Source organism: Virgibacillus dokdonensis, from assembly GCF_900166595.1.
Taxonomy (GTDB): domain Bacteria; phylum Bacillota; class Bacilli; order Bacillales; family Amphibacillaceae; genus Virgibacillus; species Virgibacillus dokdonensis.
Genome location: NZ_LT745763.1, coordinates 1,041,705 through 1,066,512 on the forward strand (window position 1 = coordinate 1,041,705; position 24,808 = coordinate 1,066,512).

Genomic DNA, 24,808 nt, shown 5'->3' on the forward strand with positions numbered 1-24,808 from the left:
ATAACTGTTGTGAGGTTTTACTTATATAAATTGTCTATGTTCGGTTTAACATTATTTATCGTTTCCCTCATAATTTTCTTTGTTTTTCAGTTATTGCCAGGTAATCCAGCCCAAATTATCCTTGGGTTGGATGCTGATGAACAACAAATTCATTATTTAGAGCAGGAATTAGGACTGAATAAATCAGCAATCGAAAGATACATCGATTGGATGGCCGGTATATTTCAAGGGGACTTAGGGGAATCTTTGCGTTACCAAGTACCTGTCAGTGACGTGCTTGCCGAACGTATTCCCGTGACGACATCCATAGCGATATTTTCCATGGTGTTAACAGTTATTGTTGGAATACCCTTAGGAATTTTAATTGCTAGAATGAATGGGAAGAGAATTGCTGTTTTTTTATCGATGTTTACACAATTAGGCATTTCCATTCCTTCTTTCTGGTTTGGGTTTATGCTCATTTTATTGTTTTCCGTGACGTTAAATTGGGTAACCTCATTTGAGTACGTAGCGTGGTCAGAAGATTTCTTTGGAGCGCTTCAGGCGCATTTGTTGCCATCGCTAGCTATTGCTATTTCGAATATCGCTGTGGTCATTCGTTATTTAAGAAATACCATATTAGATCAAAGCAAAATGGATTATGTGCGAACTGCAACATGTAAAGGATTATCAGAGCGAGCTGTACTATATAGGCATGTATTAAGAAACGCATTTATTCCTATCATTACGATTATTGGTTTAATTACTGCAGATACATTAGGTGGCAGCATTATCATTGAAAATGTCTTTGCCCTTCCTGGACTAGGGAGTTTACTTATACAATCTATTACGTCAAGAGACTTTCCTTTGGTGCAATCCATGGTACTGTACATAGCTATTATTGTATTAGTCATTAATTTTGTCGTCGATCTTTTATATAAATTTATCGATCCAAGAATAAGGCAAAAGAGGTGATCTGTGATTGAGGAATCGACTCCCCTTTTATATTGGTTTAACTTTTGTAGGATTGCTATTTGTTATGATGTTGATTGGCGTGTTTTATACACCCTATGACCCTAACGCGATTGATGCAACAAATCGACTTGCCTCACCGTCAGCTACCCACTTATTTGGCACAGACAATTTTGGCAGAGATATTTTTAGTCGTGTCATGGAAGGAACCAAGACCGCCTTTTTCATCGGAACTACTGCTGTATCTATCGGTTTATTTTTTGGCTTTCTATTCGGTGCTTTTGCTGGATACTTTGGTGGCTGGATAGACGAGATAACGATGCGTTTTATTGATGCTATGCTAGCCTTTCCTGGGATATTATTAGCAATTATGCTAGTTGCTGTCTTTGAACCAGGCATGAAAAATACGGTAATTGCACTTGGTGTTATGAGTGTTCCTGCATTTGCACGAATTATTCGTAGTACCTTTATTCAGTACAAATCGTATGATTTTGTAAAGGCTAGTATAGCAAAAGGTGGAAGTGCATTGCATATTATGATGAAGCATATTCTTCCAAATGCGTTATCACCAATATTCGTAGCAGCAAGTTTAAGCTTTTCAGGTTCTGTATTAGCGGAATCTGGTTTAAGTTATTTAGGCTTAGGAGTGCAGCCTCCTGATCCAAGCTGGGGAAGAATGTTAAAAGAAGCACAGCCTTATATCGCTACTGCTCCGTGGTATGTCATCATTGTGGGAATAGTTATTACGGTGCTTGTTTTAGGCTTTAATTTATTAAGTGATGGGATGCGTGACATCCATGATAAAAGAGCATAGGAGGGGAAAAGTGAATCAAGCTACCTTAGCAGTTCATGAACTCGATATAACTTTCCACCTTCCTGAAGGTGAATTTTACGCTTTACATAATATTTCTTTTGAAATATTTCCAAATGAAGTAGTTGGCATTGTAGGGGAGTCTGGCTGTGGGAAAAGTCTAACTGCAAAAGCCATTATGGGAACATTACCACAAAATGCGAGCATTACACGTGGAAACATGATTTTTCAGGATCGTCTGCTTCATCAGTTGTTAGATAAGGATTGGCAACGTTTAAGAGGGAATGAAATAACGATGATTTTTCAAGAAGCCATGACTTCTCTAAATCCTGTGTTAACCATTGGAAAGCAAGTTTCTGAAGTATTAAAGAAGCACACAGCTCTTTCAAAAAAAGAAAGAAAGCAACAAGTAATGAAAACATGGGAGGAAGTGGGCTTACCTAGAGCAGAAGCATTATGGAAAGCGTATCCGCACCAGCTTTCAGGAGGGATGCGTCAGCGCGTTGTTATAGCTATGGCAGTTATTGGCCAGCCGCAATTAATTATTGCAGATGAACCGACAACGGCTTTAGATGTAACCACGCAAGCTCAAATATTAGATTTATTTCAATCCATTAAACAAAATTACAAAAATGCTTTGTTATTTATTTCCCATGATTGGGGTGTCATAAGTAGCCTTTGTGATCGGGTGATGGTGATGTACGCAGGAAGAATTGTAGAACAAGGCGATGTAGATAAGCTTATGAATGAACCGAAACATCCTTATACGAAAAGCCTCCTCCAAGCTATTCCTAATGCATCCAAGCGGGGACAACGATTATATACAATTCCAGGAAACGTACCAAGTTTACAAGAGAGAAAAACAGGTTGTCCATTTTATGAGCGCTGTCCGTTAAAAATGAAACAATGTGAAGCAGTTTTTCCAGATACATATACATTTGCACGGCAAACGGTCGCTTGTCATTTATTTGCTAAAGAAGGTGAGCACCATTGAAACAGCCGCTTATAGAAGTAGAAAACCTAAAAAAATTTTATGACCAAAAGCGGGGGAAGTTTTGGGAACAAGCTTTGTATATGAAAGCTGTTAATGGTATATCGTTTACTTTATATGAGGGTGAATCATTCGGATTAGTAGGTGAGAGTGGTAGTGGCAAGTCCACGACTGGTCAATTACTTGTGCAGTTAATACAGCAAACAGAAGGGAAGATTTATTTTAAAGGACAGGATGTATCATCATTCTCTGCTAGACAGTTAAAAGCTTGGAGAAAAGAAGTGCAAATTGTTTTTCAAGATCCATTTTCTTCATTGAATCCGAAGAAAACTGTCCAATGGACGTTAGATGAGCCGCTAGCACTTCATAAAATGGGAAATAAAGCGACCCGCTATAAAAAGATCGTTCAAACATTAGATGACGTCGGTTTAGACAAATCTTATTTATCACGCTATCCTCATGAGCTTAGTGGTGGACAAAGGCAAAGGGTAGCAATTGCGGCTGCCATTATTCTCGAACCTCAATTTATTGTCATTGATGAAGGTGTTTCTGCATTAGATGTTTCTGTGCAAGCACAAATTTTAAATCTACTGAAAGATTTACAACATCAATATCAACTAACCTATTTTTTTATTTCCCATGATTTACATGTTGTGCAATATTTTTGCGATCGCATTGCTGTGATGTATTCAGGAGAAATTGTCGAAATAGGAGAAACAGAAGCAATTATTCAATCGCAGCAGCATCCGTATTCTAAATCTTTATTCACGATAGTAGATCATCATGGCAGTGCATAACACTAGCCCCTATCATAAAAGTGTTTTCTAGCTTTTTGCGGATTTTTAAGTATAGAATTTCTGGGGTTATAATCAAAGTAAAAGAAGGTGTTCCATCGCCATAGACAAGTTTTCTAATACTATAGGAAAGTTATGAAAGTAAAAGTTTAAAGGTTTATAGTATCAGAAAAACGACAGTGTATTTTCGCCATAAGACTTGGCGAAAAGCCAATTTTTTCCCATGTATTTTAAAATTATGGCTGTACATCCAATTTTTTAAATCACGTTAGGGAACCAAACAGTGTGCACGGTTGGTTCCCTAAATCTTTACGAGCTAATTCTTTCACGTTTACGGTGTATAAATGGGGTTCTTTTACCTAAATAATAACGAAATAGCAATATGACTGCCAAAACGATTACCGCATTTAGTAAGTAAAGGTTAGAAAATCCGAAATAAGAAATAATGATGCCCCAAACAAATGATCCGAGAGCCATTCCACCATCGTATAAAATAAAAAATGTACTCGTTGCATGCGCACTTCTATGTTTAGGTGCTGCCTGAACAGCCATTGTTTGAAAGCTAGGTAATAATGTTCCGAATCCTAAGCCAATAAGCGCTGCGGATGTTAATAGCATCCAACTTGAATGCGTTATGCTTAGAGCGATAAGCCCAAGTGAAAAAATGAATAAACATGGTATGATCACATATTTAGGCCCTTTAACATCAAAGGTTCTTCCTAAATAAGGTCTAGAGGTGATCATGACAGCTGCAAAAACAACAAAGAAGTACCCGGCTGTAGATGTAAGTCCTAATACATTACTATAGACAGATATAAAGGACATAACACTAGAATAAGCTAAAGCTATTAGACTACAAATGAATGCTATAGGAAGCGCACGTGTTTCTATAAAATCATGTACCGTCCATTTCTGTTTTTCCTGAACATTCGATTTAACACCTGTTTCATCGATTTGTATCATGGTGGCATGAATGATTGTGACGAGCATGATAATGCCTAATAGGAGAAATAGCTGTTGAAAACTTGTATATTGTAGTACAGTTAAGCCAATAAAAGGCCCAACAACAACAGCCAAATTCATTGCCATAGCAAAATACCCTAATCCAGCCCCACGGCGTGAAGCAGGAATAATATCAGCAGCAATGGCACCTGTTGCTGTAGTGACAACCCCAAATGCTAGTCCATGTAAGAAACGAACGATTAATAGAGGAATAAAAGATTCAATAAACATGTAAAGAAAAGTAATAGCGACAAACATAACAACACTTAAAATAAGTCCTCGCTTTTTTCCTGTTTTTTGCAATAGTAATGCAGAAAAAGGTCTTATAATAATGGCGGCAATTAACATGGAAGTAACTACGAGACCAGCCTCAGCTTCATTTCCATGTAAATTTTGCACAACAAAAATAGGTAATGTAGTTAAAAGTGTATAAAAAGAAATGAAAATTAAGAATTGTGTTAATGAAATACTAATAAAATCTTTTGTCCAAATCTTTGGTTGATGACTCAATATCTATCTCTCCTTATCTTAATAAAAAACTAGGGGGAGTGAGCGTGAAATGAAAAGGGAAGAAAAGCTTGAACAGTGAGGTTAAACAACACCGCTAGCAGTAGAAGGTAATGTATGGAGAAAAACAAAAAGAAGCAACATTTGTTACTTCTATCCATTTAGAATAAAGACACACTTGATCTATTCTATCGTTTCACAACTGTTTTGTAAACAGGATGGTCAATTCGGTGTACAATAAATCAACTTTACTAATGCTATGATTATGGAAAAAGTTAATCAAGCATACGAAGTGGAAATTTATTCAGTGAGGAGTGATTAAACTCCCCACTGATTGGAGATTCCATTTACGTCTTATTCATTTAGTGCCTGCCCTTTTTTTCGATAAAGAAGAATGAGCCATATGCTTGAACCTAATAGTAATAGCGTTATTCCAATAAATAGAGCGTTAAACATATTTGTTGCTGTGTTTGGTAAGGAGGATCCTGCTTGATGAGGCTTTGACGTATTTTCAATCGATGGCATTCTATCGTCAAACTGATGTTTATTTCTTCCCTCTTGATTATCCTCCGAGCTTGGTTGTTGAATGGATGGTTTTCCGTTGCCTTTTTCTCCTGTATTGAAAGCATTCTCATCGGCGTTTTGATCGTTTTGGTCCATGTATCCACCATTGGTTTTATCTTCTCCAGAGGGCTGTTCCGGATCTGTTGGGGAAGTAGGATTATCCGGTTCTTCAGGTACTATAATTTCCCCATCGATGGTTAAAAACCTCCAAATATCGGATCGTGTTTTACCGCCGTATTGGTCGGAAGCTACGGTATGCCAGAAGTATTCGCTATTTGGATCTAATCCTTCCCAAACGATCGCTGCTTTTTCACCACTAGGGACATCTTTTACAGAACCAATTTTTTCATCTGTATACACATTTACTTCTACATAATCTGTAGCCACTCGCTTCGTTTGTGCCGACATATCAAAATCAAACGAAAATGTATCTTTTCCAGGGTATTCCTCTGGGTCATAGTAGTTGTAATCATCTAGATATGGTGAATAAGTCTCTACATCAATTTGATTTGTATCCATATTAAAGTTCAATATCCGTAAATATCCTTGTCCGCCTTCTGGCCCACCTTGGTAGTCTGCTAACATTTGATAAACGGTCCGATCCGTAATCCCATCTCCATTATCATCAATGTCATCTATTAATGTTTGAGCATTATGGTAATGACCGGATAATACAGCGAATACATTCTCATTTGGAATAACAACTTCTTCAAACAATTGATCGCCAGTAGGGCTTCTGCTTCCAGTAGCTAATAAATATTCATGCACATTAAGGATAGCTTTGCGATTTGGATGTGCTTGTAACACTTTATTTAACCATTCAATTCCATCCTCTTCAATCCCCCAGCCAAGATGAACCATAATAAAATCAATTCCATTCACAGACATCAGATCATAGTGGCCGCGGTTGTCTTTAAATGAACCACCATAAAATTGTTTGTCTTTAAAACGGTCTTCACCAAAGAAACGTCCATAATAACTGTAATCACGACTTTTGTTGTTTACATCATGGTTGCCAGCAACAACGCCGTAAGGGATATTAGCCTTATCTAGTATATTCATTGACCGGTTAGCTACATCCCATTGTTCTAGATCGTCGTAAACATCTACTAGATCACCTGAATGAAAGACATACTCTATATTTAAAGCTTCTTTATTCTCTGCAATCCATTCTGTTTGTCTTTCATAAATATGTGGATAACTTTCTGAATAGTATTGGGTGTCCGCCATCCAAACAAAGCTGAAGTTTTCTCCAAGGTCAGCAATTTGATCTTGAACAATAACACTAACTTTTTGGTCTTGCATATACTCTGTTCCTTTTACAGAGCCGATGAGTTCAAACGGATCTGTGCCAGCAATGGTGGATACAAGCGCATCCCACTTGCTTGTCGCATAGTTCCAAGCATACATCGTTACTTTTCGCCCTTCTAAGGAAGAACCATCCCAAACAATTTCTATTTCGTCGTTTGCATCTACTTGTTCATCAACCGTAACGTCAAAACGATGATATGGAAATTGGTAATCAGAGGTCGTATCTATTTGATTGCCATCGATTGTCTGTAAATGCTTCAGCTGTTTTTTTGTTAATCTTTCTTCGCCCTCTGGTAAATAACTTTGCGGCGGTTCTGTTTCTACAGCATTTTGTGAAATGGTGATATTTGGATCATCTGCTGTATACTGGTAGGATTGATAAAAATCAACATCCATGGCATCGTTGGTTGGGTCATGTACGGTAACAGATAAGTTGGCACTTGTGCTATCAGAATTATTCCCTAACCAATTAGGTAGCAGCGGGTGTTCTTCGTCTACGTAAAATGTTACTTTCTTTTCTGTTTGGTTATTTGCTGTATCCGTAGCTTGAAAACTGAGCTCATGTTTCCCAGGCTCTAACAGGGAAGAAGAGGTATTATACGGTAAGGATATATGATCTCCATCTAACTGAGCAGTTATAGATTCAACGTTGCTTGTTGCATCTTTGGCATCAGCGTCAATGGTAAAAGCTCCTTTATATGTTTCACCATTTTTTATAGAAGGCGTGATCGTTGGAGCAGTATTATCTGTAATCACCTGTTTGGTTACTTTTTCATTCTTTAAAACCGTTTTTATTTCATGCTTTCCATCGTCCACTTTGGTTGTATCGAAAACATAAGCTGTCGATGCAAATGCCCTTTCATCCAATGTGAAAGTGAAATCATAGACAGGCTTTTTGCCTGAGCTATCGCCAATGGAGTAATCTTGATTCGGTTTACTGTACGCTGGGTCGTAAATCGTCGTCCCATCGGAAAGCACGAGGCGAATATTTTTAATTGTGAAATCATCTCGGTTCTCTTGAGATGTTGCATCAAAAGGGCTGACTTTATTACCTGCTCGAATGGAGATCGTGTTTTCTCCTTGTTTTAATTTATCAGCAGAAACTGGGACGGTAATCGTAGTAAATTTTGTATGTGTATCATCAAATATGTGGAGTATTTCATCTCTCATAGTCACCCCATTTTTAAAGTGAATATTTGTCTCACGTACATCAAACGCGAAATAAGCGTCCGCTTCCATCGCTTTAAATGTATCTGTTACTTGCTTTTGATCAACAAATAAGCTCGGTTCTACTTCTGTATTGTCAGCGGTAGCTTTTATGACTTTTTTCCCAGAAATAAATTCATTATCTTGTATATTAAGTCTTAGCCCTTCTTGCAGTGTTGGGTTATCAATGGAAACAGTGCTTATAGGAGAAGTAGTTTTGTTTACTCCATCACTCGCTGTAAAGTAATATTCTAATGTATCTTTTCCGATTAACTCTGGCTCATAAATGATATGCTCATAACGGTTAGTTGCTTGTGTCTCCAAATTCGCCTTTCTAAACTCTCCCCCATCTGTACGATAATGAACAGATACGCTTTTGACGTCTGCATTATCGGTAATGGTGGCAGATAATGTAAAAGGCTGTTCCGATGTAATTTCTTTTTTCTTGGTTGTATTTTTAATGACAGGTTTTTCCGTATCTTTAGGAAAGACAACTTTCTTTCTAGGAACTTGTTCTGTTAATACTTCACCTGGTGTAGCATCCCATTCGCCTGCACTTATTTTAGCAGTATGCAAGCCGCCATCTGTCGGGAAACGGTAGAAAATACCTTTATCCGCTGTTGTATCATCAACATCAACTACATCGTTATACGTGGAGTAAGAAAGTTCTTTTCCAGTTTTCGTAGCAACGATGAGTGACCGTTTACTCCCGTTGGCCATTCCATTGTTATACATTTTAAACAAATTTTTACCTTCTGTTAAATGGGACCCATAGTTTGCATTGAAATCGGCTGCAGTTTTTTCTTTATTGCCGTGGTTGATGATCCAAAAAACAACTGTTTCGCCCGGTGGAATGATCACTGTGTCCTTCTCGTTTGGATTCCAAAGTAAATCGTTACCTGCGTCTGTGTTCGGATAGCGATAACGGATCGTATAGTCTTTAAAGTCAATTGCTTCTGTTGTATTGTTATAAACTTCGATAAATTCATAGGCATCAGCACTATTGCTATTCGTCGTATCAGGAGTTATTTCTGTAATGAACAGAGGTGGAACTTGTTGATAGTCTATCTCCTTCGTTGGTAGCTGATAAGAATGAACATCTGTTTTTGTCTCGCCGGCCTCATTGGATGCAGTGAAGTAGTACTTGATGCTGTCACTCCAAATCTCCTCAAGTGGGATAGTTATTGAATAGGTATTTGAACCGTCCTCAGAAGCTTGCGCTTGCCATGTTTGATATGTCGCTTCAGCACTTTGCAAGATAGAAAGACTAGCTCCTAATATTGGTTTGTCTGATTTAATCTCTATTTGAGCGGTTATTCTTTCCTCATCCATGGAAAGTTCTGGCTTGCCAAAAATAGGCTTTTTCGCAGTGTCAGCCACTATGACAGGTTTTTTTGGAACTTGTCCAGGCAGGATAGACAATGGCGTCATCGCTTGTCCTAAACCAGTTTTTATCATGCTTGTCCCTTGATTCGGATAACGGTAAACAATTCCTTGGTTTGGAGATGTATCATCCTTTTCCGTATCATTATACGTAGCGGATACGATTTCGTTGTTAAATTTATCAGCAACGACTAAAGTGCGTTCTCCGCTATTAGCCATGCCAGCATTGTGAATTTCGGTTACATGACTTTCTGGCATATGTAAGCCATACTGTTCATTAAAGTCAGCTAAAGTTAAACGTTGGTTACCTTCATTTTTAATCCATACAACAAAGCTTTCCTGGGGTTTGATTTCTTTATTATCACTTATACCCCATATTTGATCAGGCATATCATCTGGATATTGATAGAATAATTGGTAATCATTCATGTTAATCGTTTGATTTGTATTGTTATAGATTTCAATGAATTCATAGGCATCTTTTTGATTTACGTTTGTCGTGTCGGGAGTAATTTCTGTAATTAACAATGGGGGTATTGTTTGTGTATCATCCGTATCAGTTTGTTTGATCGTAACATGTATAGGCTCCTGTTCAGGATAGGGTATGCTTGTACCATCTTTCGTTTGAGCAACAATTTGATAGTAAAAGTTTGGTGACCACAGTTTTTCTTTAGGAACTGTAACGGAATAGGTAGTGGCATCTTTATCTTTCGTGAATGGCAATTCCTCCATTTCCATTTTATTTGCAGTCTGGAACTGAAGGTTAAGCTCGGTTACTTCATCGGTTAAAGTTGCTGTAATTGTAAGGTCATCTGTAGCTGTCGCATCATAAATGGCTTCATGTTGGATGAACGAATCTGTTGTAACGTTCTTTTCATTTTTCTTGTTATCTAATTCTGTATCTTTTGATTGCTTTTTCTTTTCTTTCGTCACCACGTCTTCATTGGTATTTTTTTCTTTAGAGCTTTCGGGTTGTTCTGCTTTTACTTCCATTCTTTCAGCTGGAACTTGTCCAGGGAAAATCTCACCTGGGTTCGCTTCTGTTGTAAGTCCGCCACCCCGCCCTGTTTTTTGGTCTGTGTAATAGAAAAGCTGCCCTGCCATATTCTCTGTGAAGTGAACATTTCCTTCTGTTACAACTTCATTGGTGCTGTTTTCTATGAATGATAGTTTATTGATAGTGGAAGGAAGTAAAGTTTTATTTACAGCGGTTACTTGTTGTTTATTTGGTTGCATTTCATAGAAGCTATGAAACGTATTCATATCTGCTTCTTCGTTAGCAAACCAAATAATATGACTTTTTCCTGATGCGATCAATAAAGATTGTTCAAAAGAAATTTTTTGGTTCTCTACTTGTAATGAATAATCTTTTACATCAATGGGGTGTGATGAATGGTTGAAAATTTCGATAAAGGGTTGTTCACCAAACCCTACTTCTGTAATCATTATTTTAGGCAGTGCTTGTACATTCGTACTAGTTTGCGATTGTATTGGAACAGTATATGGATCTGTTTTTCCTTGGTCTGTTGCTGACTTTCCCTCAAACCAATACGTTATATGGTCAGACCAAGTTGCTGATTTGGGAATAGCACCAGTGTATTCACCATTGTCTTCTTTTTTCATGTCAATTTCAATCGGTTTAGAAACCTTTGTAGATTGATAAAACAAGCTTACTTTCTCTGCGTGAGGTGCAGTTACTAATAATGAATGCTGTTGCAGACGTTGCATCACTTTAGGTGCAACATGCTGCATAATCAATGTATCATTATTCATAGTTTCAATATCTTGATTTGGTAATTCTTGCTGTTTTTCCTCTTTAGTTTTTGTTGCTTGTTTAGGGGTGGAAACAGTGGCATAAGCAACCGATGTTGGTTGTAAGAAATTGGCGATTATTATTACGATCGCCGTCAATGCTGCTAAAAGCGTGCGAAACTTCTTGTTTTGCATTTTTTATCCTCCCTTTGCATGTATATGTCTAAGTATACGGGAGCAGTTGTTAATAATTGGTTAAAGTAGTGTAAAGATTTACTATAAATATGTGATTTATCACCAATCTCTATGGCTATTGCTTTAGTTATAACTTAGAATTCTATCCTACTCTATAATTTAAACAAAACAAACATAAATACGACTATCGTTTTTACTAGTACTATAGGAAAGCATAAAAGTATAAAGGTGTATAGTATAAGAAAAACTACGCCTTTCGCCAAGTCCTATGGCGAAAGGCGTAAATGCAAGCTAACATATAAGTGCTACGTTCTTTATTAAAATGGCAGAAGATCAAGTTCATTGATGAGCATGAATTACAGAAAAAACATCATTAATTGTGTTGAAATAGCAACAAAAATCAGTGAAAATGGGTAAGCAGCAGCGTAGGCAATAACGGCATCATCGGAATCTATCACTTGATTTAATGCACCTAAAGCAGGAGTGCTCGTCCTACCGCCGCACAGTGAACCAAGTGAGTGCACAATGCTAAGCTTAAATAGTTTTTTTGCTACTAAATAACCGATAAAGAGTGGCACAAGCGTGATGATCGTTCCTCCAACCGCAAGCTTCACTCCTTCTGTTTGTATCACATTTACAAGTCCCTGTCCCGCTGTTGTTCCAGCACCTGCTAGAAATAATACAAGACCTAATTCTCGAATGACATGGTTTGCTGGGGCATAATAACGTACATGTATGGGTCCAATGTTACCGAAATGCCCAACAATCAAAGCAACAAAAAGTGGCCCGCCAGCTATTCCTAGTTTAATTGTTCCTAACCCTGGAATGAAAATGGGGAGCATACCAACAATGATTCCTAATAATAGTGTTATACTGATCGAGAAAATGTGTACATTGGTGACGGCTGGGTTTTTTCGCGAAAATAGTTTTTCAACTTGGTTCAAACGATTTTCCGTGCTTACAATGGTTAAAACATCACCTCGGAGCAAGCGCATCGTAGGATGTTGCTTTAATTCTAGTCCTTCACGTTCAATTCTAGTTACGGTGGCACCATATTTTTTTCTCAATTTTAATTCCTTCATGCTTTTTCCAATAACGGACTCGTCTTCTACAGTGATTTTTTTAAACCGTATATTATCTGGGTTTTCTAGTTGCGTGGTTACTTTTTGTCCGACATAAGTACCAAAAGATTTCAGTTCATCTTCTTCTCCAACAGTAACAAGGTTGTCCCCCATAAGTACAGGAGTATCGCTGAGAGCAATCATCGTATGTCCGTTGCGAATAATTCTGCTAATTACGACATCCTTTTTACTAATCGCAAGCTCTTTTAAGGTTCTTCTATGAAGTTTTGGATTGGTTACTTTAAATGACATCACTTCAGGTGAATGTTCATCTTTAATTGGATTTTTTGATGCCTCTAAATCTTTCATTAAGTCGACTTTACTAAAACGAGGCAAAAGCTGAACAAATAAAATGATTGCTAGCACACCGAAAGGGTACCCAATTCCATAACCGACAGAAGCGATGGAATCATTTGTTGCTTGTAATGCTGCAGCTAAACCAGGAGTACTTGTTAATGCTCCGGTCATTAATCCAATGCTTAGCGCTGCTTCAAGATCAAATGTTTTTGCAACTATAATGGTAGTGATGACTGCACTGGTAACAATACATAAAGAGATACTACAAAATATAATTCCATTAGAACGGATCATTCTGAAAAATCGTGGGCCAGCCTGTAAACCGATAGCTACTATAAATAAGCTCAAACCTAGGTTTTGTACAATTGGCGATACGTTATATCCAAAATGTCCAAAAATCATAGCAACAAGTAAAACTCCGGCAGAACCGAAGCTTAGTCCTTTTAATTTAAGTTGGCCAAGAAAAGAGCCAATTAGTAAAATGGCAAAAACTAAAATAAGTTGTTCGTCTAGTAAATCGTGAAGTAATGTTTCCATTTTCCTCTCCTCTTTCTTTCATAGTATCTATTTTACTACAACGAAAGAAAAAATCTTGTTCTTGGGAAGATTGTTCAAAAATTTTTCAAGCTTTGAATGATTGAAAAACATTGTAATCGCTTTAATATCCTGTTCCAACCATTTTTAAAATATATTACTGAAAGGTGGGTGAGAATCTATGAAATTTATCAGTTGTTGAATGAAGGGGAAAGAGGTAAAAATGTATAGTAAAAGGAATTTTTCAACTTTTAAATGCATTGTGTAACCTCGAAGTTGTAACAAAAGTATTCAGAACAAAGAAAAACATGAACGAGTAGAAGTAGTTCATGCCTCTAAAATGCTCTGCAAAACATGTTGCTTTTCGTAAGTGGTTGGATAGCCCCTCGTGCAGGCACAATGTAGGGGCTCACCAATGCCTTCTTATTACAGTGTCTACGTCTATTTCCTCTGCACACCTTTAGAACGTACAACTTGAGATATAATGAAAATGGAAACCAAACTTTTAATAGAAAATGCTCTAGAATTCATAAACTTGTCGAACTGCTTCCGTTAGAATTTCAACACCGTTGATGAGTGCATCAGAATTAAATGTCATTTGTGGGTGATGTAATCCTGGCGTTAAATCACAACCGAGACCTAGCATAGTCGCTTTTAATTCTGGCTTCTTCATCGTATAGAAGTGAAAATCATCTCCTCCAGGAGTAATTAAAGGGGGCTGAACGGCTTCTTGCCCTAACACATTGGTAATTGCAGTTGTCATTATAGATGTTGCTTCCTTATTTGTTTTGGCTGCAGCAATGCCATGGTTCTCCATAATGTCTATCTTAATTGGGTAAAGATGTTGTATTGAATCAAAAATGGCTCCTACTTGCTTATCTAGCTCATCCATCGCTTCGTTCGTTTGTGCCCGCATGTCGATTGCAAAGGTAGCACTTCCAGGTATAATGTTGGTGCTCTTACTACCAGCTTGGAAGTTCGTCATTTTTACAGAATGGGGGACGGTTGGATCTAAATGAATCTTACTCAGTAATTGTACAATTTGTGCACCAACTTCAATCGCATTCGTATTTAAGTGCGGTCTTGCCCCATGTGCGTCTACACCAATAATCTTCGCTTTGTATGTTTTACATGCTCCATGCACAATAACTGGAGCTGCATCGTGCATCGGTGTCTCTTGTTTTGGTCGTAAATGGACGCCAAATAAATAATCGACATCTTCTACAACACCTTTTTCTACTAATTTTAATGCGCCAGTTCCTGTTTCTTCTGCAGGTTGAAAAATAAACTTTATCGCTACCTTGTCTTGAAGACTGGGGCTTTGTTTTATTTTCCATAACACCCCTAATACCATAGCCATATGTGCGTCATGTCCACAAGAATGATTGGCTTGAAATGTGCCATCTACCTCTTGCCAAAGTGCGTCGATATCAGCTCGAATGGCTACCACTGGTAAATCTTTTTCAAAGTTTCCAAATCGCCCAATAACCCCTGTGTGATCTGTGAATGTATGCACATCACACCCTGCTTTTTGAAGAATGTACTTGATATAGTTGGTCGTTTCTTTCTCTTCCCAACTAATTTCTGCATGGTTATGTAAATGATGGAACGTGCCTTTTATCTTTTGTTCTAAGCTAGTCATGAGAGGTAATCTCCTTTCCTGTTTATAAAGTGTTGTAAGTCTTCCACTTTAAGAATTGAAAGAGATGGGTTGAAAAATCAAAGTCAGCTAACAGCATCTCCATTCCTTTTTTGTAAGAGGGGTGTAGGTCATACCCATAAAATACGAAACAATTAGGGGAGAATGAAAGACTGCCCTAATTGATATTCACTTTACAAGAGTGGAAGTTTAAAAAGTTTTTAAACTATTATTTTAATTTAGTATTGAAATAAATTATATGCTTTATTATAATATCATGCAAGTTAATAAAATTTAGAAAGATCGGAGGAGATTATGAAAAATTCATCAGGATTCACACAAAAAGACAAGAAGAAGCTAGGCTTGCCAGATGCTTATGTTATTTTATTTATGATTTTAGTGCTAGCTGCTATTGCCACGTATATTATCCCAGCGGGGAGTTTTGAGCGGGAAACAGTGGATGACAAAACGATAGTAGTGCCTGATAGTTATCAACAAGCCGAGCAAGAGCCAGCTTCATTTATGGATTTATTTGTATCTATTCAACAGGGAATGATTGATTCAGCAGGACTTATCTTCTTAGTACTTATCATTGGTGGTGCTTTTGGAGTTATTGAGTATACAGGAGCTATCGATGCACTTATTATGAAGACAATTAATAAAACGAAGAATAAGGAATATTTACTGATTATTCTCGTTAGTACGTTATTTTCGATATTTGGAGCATTAGGAATTATAGTAAATGCTGTCATTGCATTTATACCAATTGGGATTATCCTAGCGCGTTCTATGAAATTAGACGCTATTGTTGGCGTGTCCATTATATATTTGGGAGCTTATGCAGGGTTTAACACAGCATTTCTTGATCCGTTAACAACAGGGATGGCTCAGGAAATTGCTCAAGTTCCTCTTTTCTCAGGTATTAGCTATCGAATCCTCATTTATGTAACTGTACTTGGATCTACGATTGGCTATATTTGGTGGTATGCGAATCGAATTAAAAAAGATCCAACCAAAAGTGTATTAGGAGACAACCCATTTCCAAAATCAGAAGAAAAAGCTTTCGAAAGTATTCCTGCACAACTTACCACTGTTCATAAGTTAGTATTAACATGGCTAGCGGTTGGCATAGCTATTTATGTGTTTGGTGTCTTTCAGTATGATTGGTCGCTAAACCAAATGGCCGCTATGTTTATCGTTATTGCAATAGGAACAGCTTTTCTTGCTAGAATGCATCCTAATGAACTCGTTACACAATTTTTTAATGGTTGCCGTGGTTTAGTATATGGAGCATTAATTATTGGAATGGCTCGTTCTATCGTTGTTGTTTTAGAAAACGGTCAAATTTTGGATACGATTGTCCAAGGGATGGCTACAATCATGGACCCATTCTCCAGTGCATTAGGCGCAAATATGATGTTTTTAGCTAATTTTTTGTTTAACATCATCGTTTCCTCTGGAAGTGGACAAGCAGTAATTGTCATGCCTATTATGACCCCTTTAGCAGATATGATGGAAATTCCAAGACAAGTAGCCGTTCAAGCATATAAAATGGGGGATGGATTTTCAAACGTCCTTACACCTATATCAGGAATTTTAATGGCTACCTTAGCAATAGCGGGTGTTTCCTGGGTGAAGTGGGTTAAATTTATTATACCTTTAGTAATTATTTGGTTCATTATCGGTATTGTCTACTTAACTGTTGCAGTATTTATTGGTTGGGGGCCTGTATAGGCTTTACGTGTACCAATATTGCCAAAATCATGAATGAATGGAAGAGAAAGAATATATGTGTAAAATATTTCTTGGTGAGGAAAGCCACGGAGATGAAAATGATTTCGATGTTTCGCTGTTGTGGATTTCCTTGCCCTATGGGAAAGCGTAGTGTTTTTCCGCAGCGGTCATTAGCTACATTTCGCTTAGCTGGAAATATTGAGGTTGCAAAAATGTCGAGAAAAACTTGACATATATGAAAGGATTTGCTGAAAGCATCCTGTAATTATACATGATACTATGTAAACAGGAACCTAAATTTTTCCGAAAGGCTAATAAAGTCCCAATGGTAATTTGTTTTAATAAAGATAAAAGGAGTAGATGACTAGTGGATATTTCAGAAATTATTTTATATCAATTGAAAATGAAAATGAAACACCCATTTACAACAAGCTTTGGTACTGAGCAAGATCGTGATTTTTTATTAGTAGAGGTGAAAGATGCTAGTGGTCGATCTGGCTGGGGCGAAGGTGTAGCTTCCGAACGTCCGTTGTATAGTGAAGAATTTACGCAACAAAGCTGGATGATGCTTGAACAGTTTCTCATTCCAGAGGCAATGAAACAAGAGATAAGCCACCCAAACGATTTACAACATACGTTTAAACCGTATAAAGGCAATTATATGGCTAAATCAGCTTTGGAAGGTGCTATGTGGGATTTGTATGCAAAACAGCAAGAAAAGTCTTTATCTTCCATGCTAGGTGGAATCAAAAAGCAAATCGAAGTGGGGATTAGTTTAGGAATCGAGGAAAATATTGAAGAATTATTAGCGAATATTCAGGAAAAAGTGGCTGAAGGTTATAAACGAATTAAAATAAAAATTAAGCCTGGTAAAGATGTGGATGTAGTACGAGAAGTACGTAAGCATTTTCCAGATATTCCTTTAATGGTAGATGCAAACTCTGCTTATACACTGGATGATATTGACACGTTGAAAGCTTTGGATACGTTCCATTTAATGATGATCGAGCAGCCGCTTGCAGCAGATGATATCCTTGACCATGCTACGTTACAAAAAGAAATTGAAACACCAGTGTGTCTAGATGAAAGCATCCATTCTTATGAAGATGCTCGGAAAGCAATTGCTTTAGGAAGTTGCAAAATAATTAATTTAAAAATCGGTCGTGTAGGCGGATTGACCGAATCAAAACGAATTCATGACCTATGTGAACAAGCAGGGATACCCTTATGGTGTGGGGGGATGTTAGAGTCTGGTGTTGGACGCGCACACAATATTGCTATTGCTTCGCTAGCCAACTTTACACTTCCGGGAGACACAGCGTCTTCTTCTAGATATTGGGAAAAAGATATTATTAATCCGGATGTAGTGGCAGAAGACGGTGTCTTAACAGTAAATGATGCGCCAGGAATTGGTTATAAAGTTTTAAAAGATGAGGTTGAAAAGCATACGATAAGAAAGAAACAGTTTAAAAAGTAATAGAAAAAATCAGTGGAGGTTGCTTTTGTCTCCACTGATTTTTAGGTGCGCCCTGCATGGGCGAAAACTTGGTGGTGAAAGTCCACTACAGGCATGGCAGTAGGAACTGTTAGCGAAAGACAAGGTGGCTATCGCGAGGTAGTGGCTGAAGGAAGTCGGACGCAAACTCCTGAACTGACGAACAGAAACTAGATAGAAGGCTGAATTAGGTCGGATAAGGTTGCCTAACAAACTGAAGTCCAATACTGCCCGAAACCTATACAGTAAATCTAGCAGTTACATGGGAGGAAAGTTTTCGCTCTTACCGGGGGAGGTCTTGTGAGGGTGCAGTGGGAGTTGAATGATAACAAACCAGCACAACCAAGACGATGACGTCTTGGTGAATCACAAGAAGTCAGCAGAGGTCATAGTAATGTTACTTGACGAAACATGAAGGACCGAACAATAGTCGTTTTGAAAGCTCTAGGAGGTGTGTAAGGTGCGACAACTGCAGAAAACAGGAGAATCTGGCTATCGGCAGAGAGATAGTGTGGAACATGAAGGGTATGTCGAAGCGCATAGTGGCTTACATGGTGAAAAGAACAATCAAAATGGTGTATCCAATCTGTTTGAAAGAATCCTGTCAAGGAACAATCTCAATCAAGCTTACCTTCAAGTCGTCAGAAATAAGGGGGCAGCCGGTGTAGACGGTATGACGTGCGACCAACTACTTCCATACTTGAAGGAACATAAAGAGGAACTATTACTCCAGTTATATCAAGAAAAATACAAACCGCAACCCGTCCTGCGGGTTGAAATCCCGAAACCAGACGGTGGAAAGAGAAAACTGGGGATTCCGACAGTCATCGACCGGATGCTTCAACAAGCGATTAACCAAGTGCTCCAACCAATATTTGAACCAAAGTTCTCCGATAATAGTTTTGGGTTTCGTCCAAAACGTAGTGCACATCAAGCCATCATACGGGCAAAGTCATACTACGAACAAGGGTACAAATATGTGGTGGATTTGGATATGAAATCCTACTTCGATACGGTAAATCATGACAAACTGATGTATTTCGTGGAAAAACAGATAGATGATAAGCGCGTGCTTCGCTTGGTAAGACAGTATTTATTGAGTGGAATTATGATAAACGGTATCTTTGAGAAATCGGAAGAAGGAACGCCGCAAGGTGGAAACTTATCGCCGTTACTCAGTAATATTTATCTGAATGAATTAGACCAACGATTAGAAAAGCGTGGTCACAGATTCGTCCGCTATGCGGACGACTGTAATATCTATGTGAAAAGCAGGAGAGCAGGATATCGGGTAATGGATAATATAACGAACTTTCTTGAGAAGGATCTGAGTTTAACTGTTAACCGAGAAAAGAGTGCGGTTGGAAGTCCTTTGAAACGTAAGTTTCTTGGCTTCTGCTTATTAGCTACGAAGAAGGGTGTCAAAATTCGTCCGCATAATAAAGCGAAAGTGACCGTCAAAAGGAAACTCAAGCGGATCACCAAACGCAATCGTGGACGACATCTCGAAGTGATTCTTAAAGAAATCCAACAACTTATGACAGGTTGGATAAACTACTATGGCATAGGGGAAATGAAAGGATTTATAAAGAATCTCAATGGATGGTTGAAGCGAAGAATTAGACAATATCTCTGGAAGCAGTGGAAAAACCCACGCACAAAAAGGAAAAATCTAATTCGCTTAGGTATCGATAAACATAAAGCTTATGAATGGTCGAATACAAGAAAGGGCTACTGGGTTATATCCAGTAGTTATGTACTCCATCGTTCATTAACAGATAAAGAACTGGCATCGAGAGGATATAAAGACATCGCTCTACAATACCAGTTCGTACACTCAAACTATTGAACCGCCGTATACCGAACGGTACGTACGGTGGTGTGAGAGGGGCGTAAAGTTACTTAACTTTTCCCTCTACTCGATTAGCTCAAGCGTATTACTTTAATACTTCTTACGAAAAAAGACATAGGTAATGTTATCACCCATGTAGACTTTTTACATCTTCTAATTAGTAAAGTAGGAGTCTTATAAAAGTGCTTGGTTGCATTTAAATAAACTACATTAAGCTTTTCGTCATTAAGAATGGAAGATAAGCCAAGTATGATCATCATCACTTTTCTCATGGGAATTTGCGGTCATTCAAGTTTTCTATAAACGTGAACTTTGTTTTAACATGTTAACAGATGATGATCATTTGTGAAAAAATGTACAAATAGAGGTTGCAATATCTTGGTCCCTATTTTTTTAGAAGAAAACTAACACAAATTGAGCGGCAACCGTACCAAAAATAAGTGAAAAAGGATAAGCCGCAGCATAAGCAATGGCTGGTTCTTCAGAATCTATTTGTAAATTTAAAGCACCGAGTCCAGGCGTACATGTTCTACCACCACATAAAGTACCTAGAGAGTAGACAACGCCGAACTTGAACAGTTTTCTTGCTGCAAAATATCCGCATAAGATGGACACAGTCGTTATAATAGTTCCACTAACAACTAATACGACACCTTGCTTTTGGATCACATCAATTAAACCTTGGCCTGCTGTTGTTCCAGCGCCTGCCAAAAATAAGACAAGACCTAATTCGCTTATAACGTGAATAGCTGGACCGTAATATCGTACATGGATGGGACCGAGTTTTCCAAAGTGCCCAATGATTAAAGCAACAATTAAAGGGCCTCCTGCTAGCCCAAGTTGCATCGTTCCTAATCCTGGTATAGGAATTGGAAGCATTCCAACTAAAATACCGACTAAAAGCGTGACACTGATGGATAGGATGTGAATATTTGTTACAGATAGTTTTTTACGAGAAAAGAATTTTTCTATTTCTTCTAATCGATTTTCACTACTTACCATCGTTAAAACGTCTCCACGAAGTAAAGGAGTATTTGGATTTTGATTTAGCTCGATTCCATCTCGTTCAATTCTGGTTACGGTTGCCCCATAATCTCTCCTCAGTCTAAGTTCTTTCATATTCTTACCAACTAAATCTTCATCCTCAACCGTAATCTTCCGTAATTGTATATTATCAGGGTTATCCATCGTTGCATTGACTGGTTCACCAACATGTTCTCCAAAAGCTTTCAGTTCATCAGCTTCACCAACGGAAACGAGGTAATCTCCTAATAAAATAGTAGTGTCGTGAAGTGCAATCATGGTATGAACTCCTCGGATAATCCGGCTGATTACGACCGAATTACGACTAAAACCGAGCTCGCGTAATGTTTTTTTATGCAATTTTGGGTTCGTTACTTTAAATGTCATTACTTCTGGCGAGTGTTCTGTTTTTATCGGGCTGTTTGTTTTTTCTAAATCTTTGGCAAGATTTATCTTCCCAATACGCGGTAAAAGCTGAACGAATAGTATAATAGCAAGCACGCCGAATGGATAGGCAATCCCATAACCAACAGATGCCATCGGGTCATTGGTTGCTTGCAGGGCTGCTGCTAAGCCTGAGGTATTTGTTAATGCTCCTGTTAATAACCCAATAGCTAGTGCTGTTGGCAGGTCGAAAATTTTAGCAACAACAACAGAAGTTACAGCTGCACTAATGACGATAAATAGAGAAATGAGACAAAAAACGATACCATTAGAACGCATCATACGGAAAAAACGCGGCCCCGCCTGTAGACCGACAGCAACTATGAATAAGCTAAGTCCCAAATTTTGTACTGCTGTTGATACTTGATAGCCAAAATGTCCAAAAAGCATCGCAATTACTAAAACGCCAGCTGATCCTAGACAGATGCCTTTCATTTTTATTTGTCCTAATAATGATCCTAAAAACAAAATAACAAAGACTAAAATAAGCTGTTCATTAAGTAAATCGTGTAGTAAATCTTCCATTTTAATCTCCCTCTTTTATTCTACCCAATCTATCTTACTACATCTAGATTGAAAAAACGAAAGAACTGATAAACGTTATTAATTTTTTACAATACAGTAGAAATCATTCTCGTTCACATAGAGCGAGTGACTATTTATCTTATAAATAAAACAAAGGCTTTTGCCATGTTTTCTCACGAACTCACGTGGCGACGCTACATCATCACCAACAAAAGTATATATTTTAAAAGTTTTATAGTAAAGGAAAACTACAGTTTCCGTTATAAGGTTTCGGAAAAGCCAAGTTTTTCTAAAGAGTAATGGGGTGATGATTATGTGAAAGGAAAATAAATTATAAATTAGAACATTGCACCAGTTGTTGAAAGTTTGTCACACATGAAGGAAAATGGCTTTGATAAACTATAAAAGAGTTCAAACATCGGAGGATAATATATGCATTATAATCAAAAGCAACTATGGGCAGAAGCTGTACACTTTTTGCAACTGTATCACAATGAATGTGGATTAGAAAAAGAGCTTGAATACCGACTACAAGAGGTACAACGTGAAATGGAACAAACAGGCACTTATGAGCATACGTATGGGGAATTAACCTACGGGGCGAAAGTAGCTTGGAGAAATTCTAACCGTTGTATTGGTAGGTTGTTTTGGGAGCGTATGGAAGTTATTGATGCGCGTTCTGTGAACAAAAGCCAACATGTTTTTGAAAAGTTATTGCATCACATTCGTTACGCTGGAAACAGCGGGAAAATTCGACCGTTAATTACGATATTTTCACCAACAAAAAATGGACATGCTCCAGTAAAAATATGGAACCATCAGTTGCTTCGCTACGCTGGTTACCAATCAGAGAATGGAGTGATAGGTGATCCTAATTCGATTACTTTTACACAGCAATGTCAAAAACTTGGCTGGAAAGGGGAGGGAACTCCTTTTGATTTGCTCCCATTAGTCATCCAAGTTGATGATGGGGAACTAGAGTGGATGGAGATTCCTAGCGATATTGTTTTAGAAATTCCCATCCAACATCCAACGGAAGATATTTTTGCTCAGCAAGAAGTAAAATGGTATGGTGTACCAATTATTTCTGATATGTGCTTGGAAATAGGTGGTATAAGTTATCATGCTGCCCCGTTTAACGGATGGTACATGGGAACTGAAATTGGGGCGAGAAACCTTGCTGATGAGAACCGTTATAATTTATTACCTTTAGTGGCGAAACAGTTGGGGTTAAACACAAAGCATTTAAATACATTATGGAAAGATCGCGCTTTAGTTGAATTAAACATTGCGGTTTTAGAGTCATTTAAACAAGCAGGGGTTTCCATTGTTGATCATCATACAGCAGCTAAACAATTTGCCGTATTTGAAAAGAATGAACAAAAACAAGGTAGAACAGTTACTGGTAAATGGTCATGGCTTATTCCTCCATTGTCACCAGCAACTACACATATTTTTCATAAGCCATTTGATAATACAGTGCATAAACCAAATTTTTTCTATTCAAAACATAATCAGGGTTGATTGCAAATTATAGAGGTTTTAACACTACTTTTATCAATTATCCAATAGCTATATGCAGAAAGCTTATTAAATTAGCACAACTGCTGAAGATATATTAACATATGCTTTTTCTGCGGTGGTCATTTCAAGCCTTAAGCTGTAAGAGATTCAATCTACTTGCAATATTTCTAGCTAATCGTGCATAATGTTTCCTGTAGTAACAACAAGTTATCATTGTACGTATTGTCAATACTGCTTTAAGGAGATAAACATTTTGAACACGTTTACGGTTAAGAAATCACTAAATAATAACGTCCTCATTGCTTTGGATAATCAACAAAATGAAGTCGTCTTGATTGGTAATGGAATTGGTTTTCATTATAAGAAAAAAGACATTATCCATAAAGAGCAAATAGAAAAGCTGTTTGTATTACGTGATGAACAGGCGCAGGCGCAATATAAGCAATTGCTTCCAAACATAGATCATACATTGTTGGATTCCATTGTTAAAGCGGTAGAATTAATTCAGAAACGATCACATGTTATGTTGAATGAATCCGTTCATGTGGCTCTAACTGATCATGTGTTGTTTGCTTACCATCGTATGCTAAAAAGTTTGGAAATAAAAAATCCTTTTCTTGCCGAAACAAAAGCATTATATCCTTTTGAGTATGAGATCGCCTCAGAAATTGTTGAAGACATGAATCATAGGTTAAATATTCATCTTCCTGAAGGGGAAATTGGCTTTATTGCTTTACATGTACACAGTGCCATATCGAATAAAGCTCTCTCCGATATTAATAAATACTCCCAATTGGTTACACAATTTGTCGATATTATTGAAGAACAATTGAAAATTAAAGTGGACAGAGGCGGGATAGAATACGTACGCCTTGTTCGGCATGTACGCTATACGATCGAACGCGTGTTAAAAGGGGAAACAGTAGATGAACCAGTTAAGATAGCTTCCCTCTTGAAAAAGGAATACCCAACATGTTATAATCTAGCGTGGAAATTGATTAAAATGATGCAACAAACATTAAAGCAACCTGTATATGAAGCGGAAGCGGTGTATTTAACGATGCACTTGCAACGCCTCTATCAAAAACATGACTCATAATACATTTTCCGTGTTACTGATACGATCAGGCATGAGTGGAAAGATTATGAAATA

The 24,808-nt window shown here is 37.7% G+C and carries 14 protein-coding genes; 9 read left to right on the forward strand and 5 right to left on the reverse strand.

The window, feature by feature from the left end; all coding sequences use genetic code 11:
• Window positions 1-9 precede the first annotated feature (9 nt).
• From B2C77_RS06525 to B2C77_RS06540, 4 genes are all read left to right on the forward strand, one after another.
• On the forward strand, window positions 10-954 hold the full coding sequence (locus B2C77_RS06525; RefSeq protein ID WP_176087288.1) for an ABC transporter permease: 945 nt from the start codon (window positions 10-12) through the stop codon (window positions 952-954).
• Between the two features lie 64 nt (window positions 955-1,018).
• Window positions 1,019-1,765 (forward strand): ABC transporter permease, encoded by a 747-nt coding sequence (locus B2C77_RS06530; RefSeq protein WP_077706847.1) that lies wholly within the window; start codon window positions 1,019-1,021, stop codon window positions 1,763-1,765.
• 10 nt (window positions 1,766-1,775) lie between these two features.
• The gene (locus B2C77_RS06535) at window positions 1,776-2,756 is read left to right on the forward strand and encodes an ABC transporter ATP-binding protein (RefSeq protein WP_254843948.1); all 981 of its coding nucleotides are present in this window, start codon (window positions 1,776-1,778) and stop codon (window positions 2,754-2,756) included.
• Window positions 2,753-3,550 carry an ATP-binding cassette domain-containing protein gene (locus B2C77_RS06540; RefSeq protein ID WP_077702899.1) on the forward strand — a complete coding sequence of 266 codons (798 nt, stop codon included), beginning with the start codon at window positions 2,753-2,755 and terminating at the stop codon, window positions 3,548-3,550. The genes B2C77_RS06535 and B2C77_RS06540 overlap by 4 nt, the downstream gene beginning before the upstream one ends.
• 306 nt (window positions 3,551-3,856) lie before the next feature.
• Here B2C77_RS06540 and B2C77_RS06545 read toward each other — a convergent pair whose 3' ends face one another.
• The 4 genes from B2C77_RS06545 to B2C77_RS06560 form a co-directional block, all read right to left on the reverse strand.
• Window positions 3,857-5,059: an MFS transporter gene (locus B2C77_RS06545; protein ID WP_141130697.1), complete on the reverse strand. Its 1,203-nt coding sequence runs from the start codon at window positions 5,057-5,059 to the stop codon at window positions 3,857-3,859.
• 351 nt (window positions 5,060-5,410) lie between these two features.
• Complete coding sequence (locus B2C77_RS06550) at window positions 5,411-11,467, reverse strand: lamin tail domain-containing protein (protein ID WP_077702901.1); 6,057 nt, start codon at window positions 11,465-11,467, stop codon at window positions 5,411-5,413.
• A 356-nt stretch (window positions 11,468-11,823) separates the two neighbouring features.
• A complete protein-coding gene (locus B2C77_RS06555) occupies window positions 11,824-13,422 on the reverse strand; it encodes an aspartate:alanine exchanger family transporter (RefSeq protein ID WP_077702902.1) in 1,599 nt (532 codons plus the stop codon).
• Between the two features lie 517 nt (window positions 13,423-13,939).
• Complete coding sequence (locus tag B2C77_RS06560) at window positions 13,940-15,061, reverse strand: M20 peptidase aminoacylase family protein (protein WP_077702903.1); 1,122 nt, start codon at window positions 15,059-15,061, stop codon at window positions 13,940-13,942.
• Window positions 15,062-15,373: 312 nt separating this feature from the next.
• On the opposite strand from B2C77_RS06560, the gene B2C77_RS06565 reads away from it, so the two are divergent.
• From B2C77_RS06565 to ltrA, 3 genes are all read left to right on the forward strand, one after another.
• Window positions 15,374-16,792 carry a YfcC family protein gene (locus B2C77_RS06565; RefSeq protein WP_077702904.1) on the forward strand — a complete coding sequence of 473 codons (1,419 nt, stop codon included), beginning with the start codon at window positions 15,374-15,376 and terminating at the stop codon, window positions 16,790-16,792.
• 367 nt (window positions 16,793-17,159) lie between these two features.
• On the forward strand, window positions 17,160-18,269 hold the full coding sequence (gene menC / locus B2C77_RS06570; RefSeq protein ID WP_077702905.1) for an o-succinylbenzoate synthase: 1,110 nt from the start codon (window positions 17,160-17,162) through the stop codon (window positions 18,267-18,269).
• 478 nt (window positions 18,270-18,747) lie between these two features.
• Complete coding sequence (ltrA, locus tag B2C77_RS06575) at window positions 18,748-20,136, forward strand: group II intron reverse transcriptase/maturase (protein WP_077701832.1); 1,389 nt, start codon at window positions 18,748-18,750, stop codon at window positions 20,134-20,136.
• Between the two features lie 396 nt (window positions 20,137-20,532).
• Here the strand turns inward: ltrA and B2C77_RS06580 are convergent, their stop codons facing one another.
• The gene (locus B2C77_RS06580) at window positions 20,533-22,131 is read right to left on the reverse strand and encodes an aspartate:alanine exchanger family transporter (RefSeq protein WP_077702906.1); all 1,599 of its coding nucleotides are present in this window, start codon (window positions 22,129-22,131) and stop codon (window positions 20,533-20,535) included.
• A gap of 432 nt (window positions 22,132-22,563) precedes the next feature.
• Between B2C77_RS06580 and B2C77_RS06585 the strand changes: the two genes are divergently transcribed.
• Together B2C77_RS06585 and glcT are read left to right on the forward strand one after the other, a co-directional pair.
• Window positions 22,564-23,655, forward strand: a complete 1,092-nt coding sequence (locus B2C77_RS06585) for a nitric oxide synthase oxygenase (RefSeq protein ID WP_077702907.1) — start codon at window positions 22,564-22,566, stop codon at window positions 23,653-23,655.
• Window positions 23,656-23,908: 253 nt separating this feature from the next.
• Window positions 23,909-24,754 carry a glucose PTS transporter transcription antiterminator GlcT gene (gene glcT / locus B2C77_RS06590; RefSeq protein WP_077702908.1) on the forward strand — a complete coding sequence of 282 codons (846 nt, stop codon included), beginning with the start codon at window positions 23,909-23,911 and terminating at the stop codon, window positions 24,752-24,754.
• Window positions 24,755-24,808 lie beyond the last annotated feature (54 nt).

What these genes read in the sequence shown, in the direction of transcription:
- B2C77_RS06530 (WP_077706847.1), top strand. Translation starts at nt 1,019, where the DNA reads ATGATGTTGATTGGCGTGTTTTATACACCCTATGACCCTAACGCGATT.
- B2C77_RS06550 (WP_077702901.1), bottom strand. Translation starts at nt 11,467, where the DNA reads ATGCAAAACAAGAAGTTTCGCACGCTTTTAGCAGCATTGACGGCGATC.
- B2C77_RS06555 (WP_077702902.1), bottom strand. Translation starts at nt 13,422, where the DNA reads ATGGAAACATTACTTCACGATTTACTAGACGAACAACTTATTTTAGTT.
- B2C77_RS06560 (WP_077702903.1), bottom strand. Translation starts at nt 15,061, where the DNA reads ATGACTAGCTTAGAACAAAAGATAAAAGGCACGTTCCATCATTTACAT.
- B2C77_RS06565 (WP_077702904.1), top strand. Translation starts at nt 15,374, where the DNA reads ATGAAAAATTCATCAGGATTCACACAAAAAGACAAGAAGAAGCTAGGC.
- B2C77_RS06580 (WP_077702906.1), bottom strand. Translation starts at nt 22,131, where the DNA reads ATGGAAGATTTACTACACGATTTACTTAATGAACAGCTTATTTTAGTC.
- B2C77_RS06585 (WP_077702907.1), top strand. Translation starts at nt 22,564, where the DNA reads ATGCATTATAATCAAAAGCAACTATGGGCAGAAGCTGTACACTTTTTG.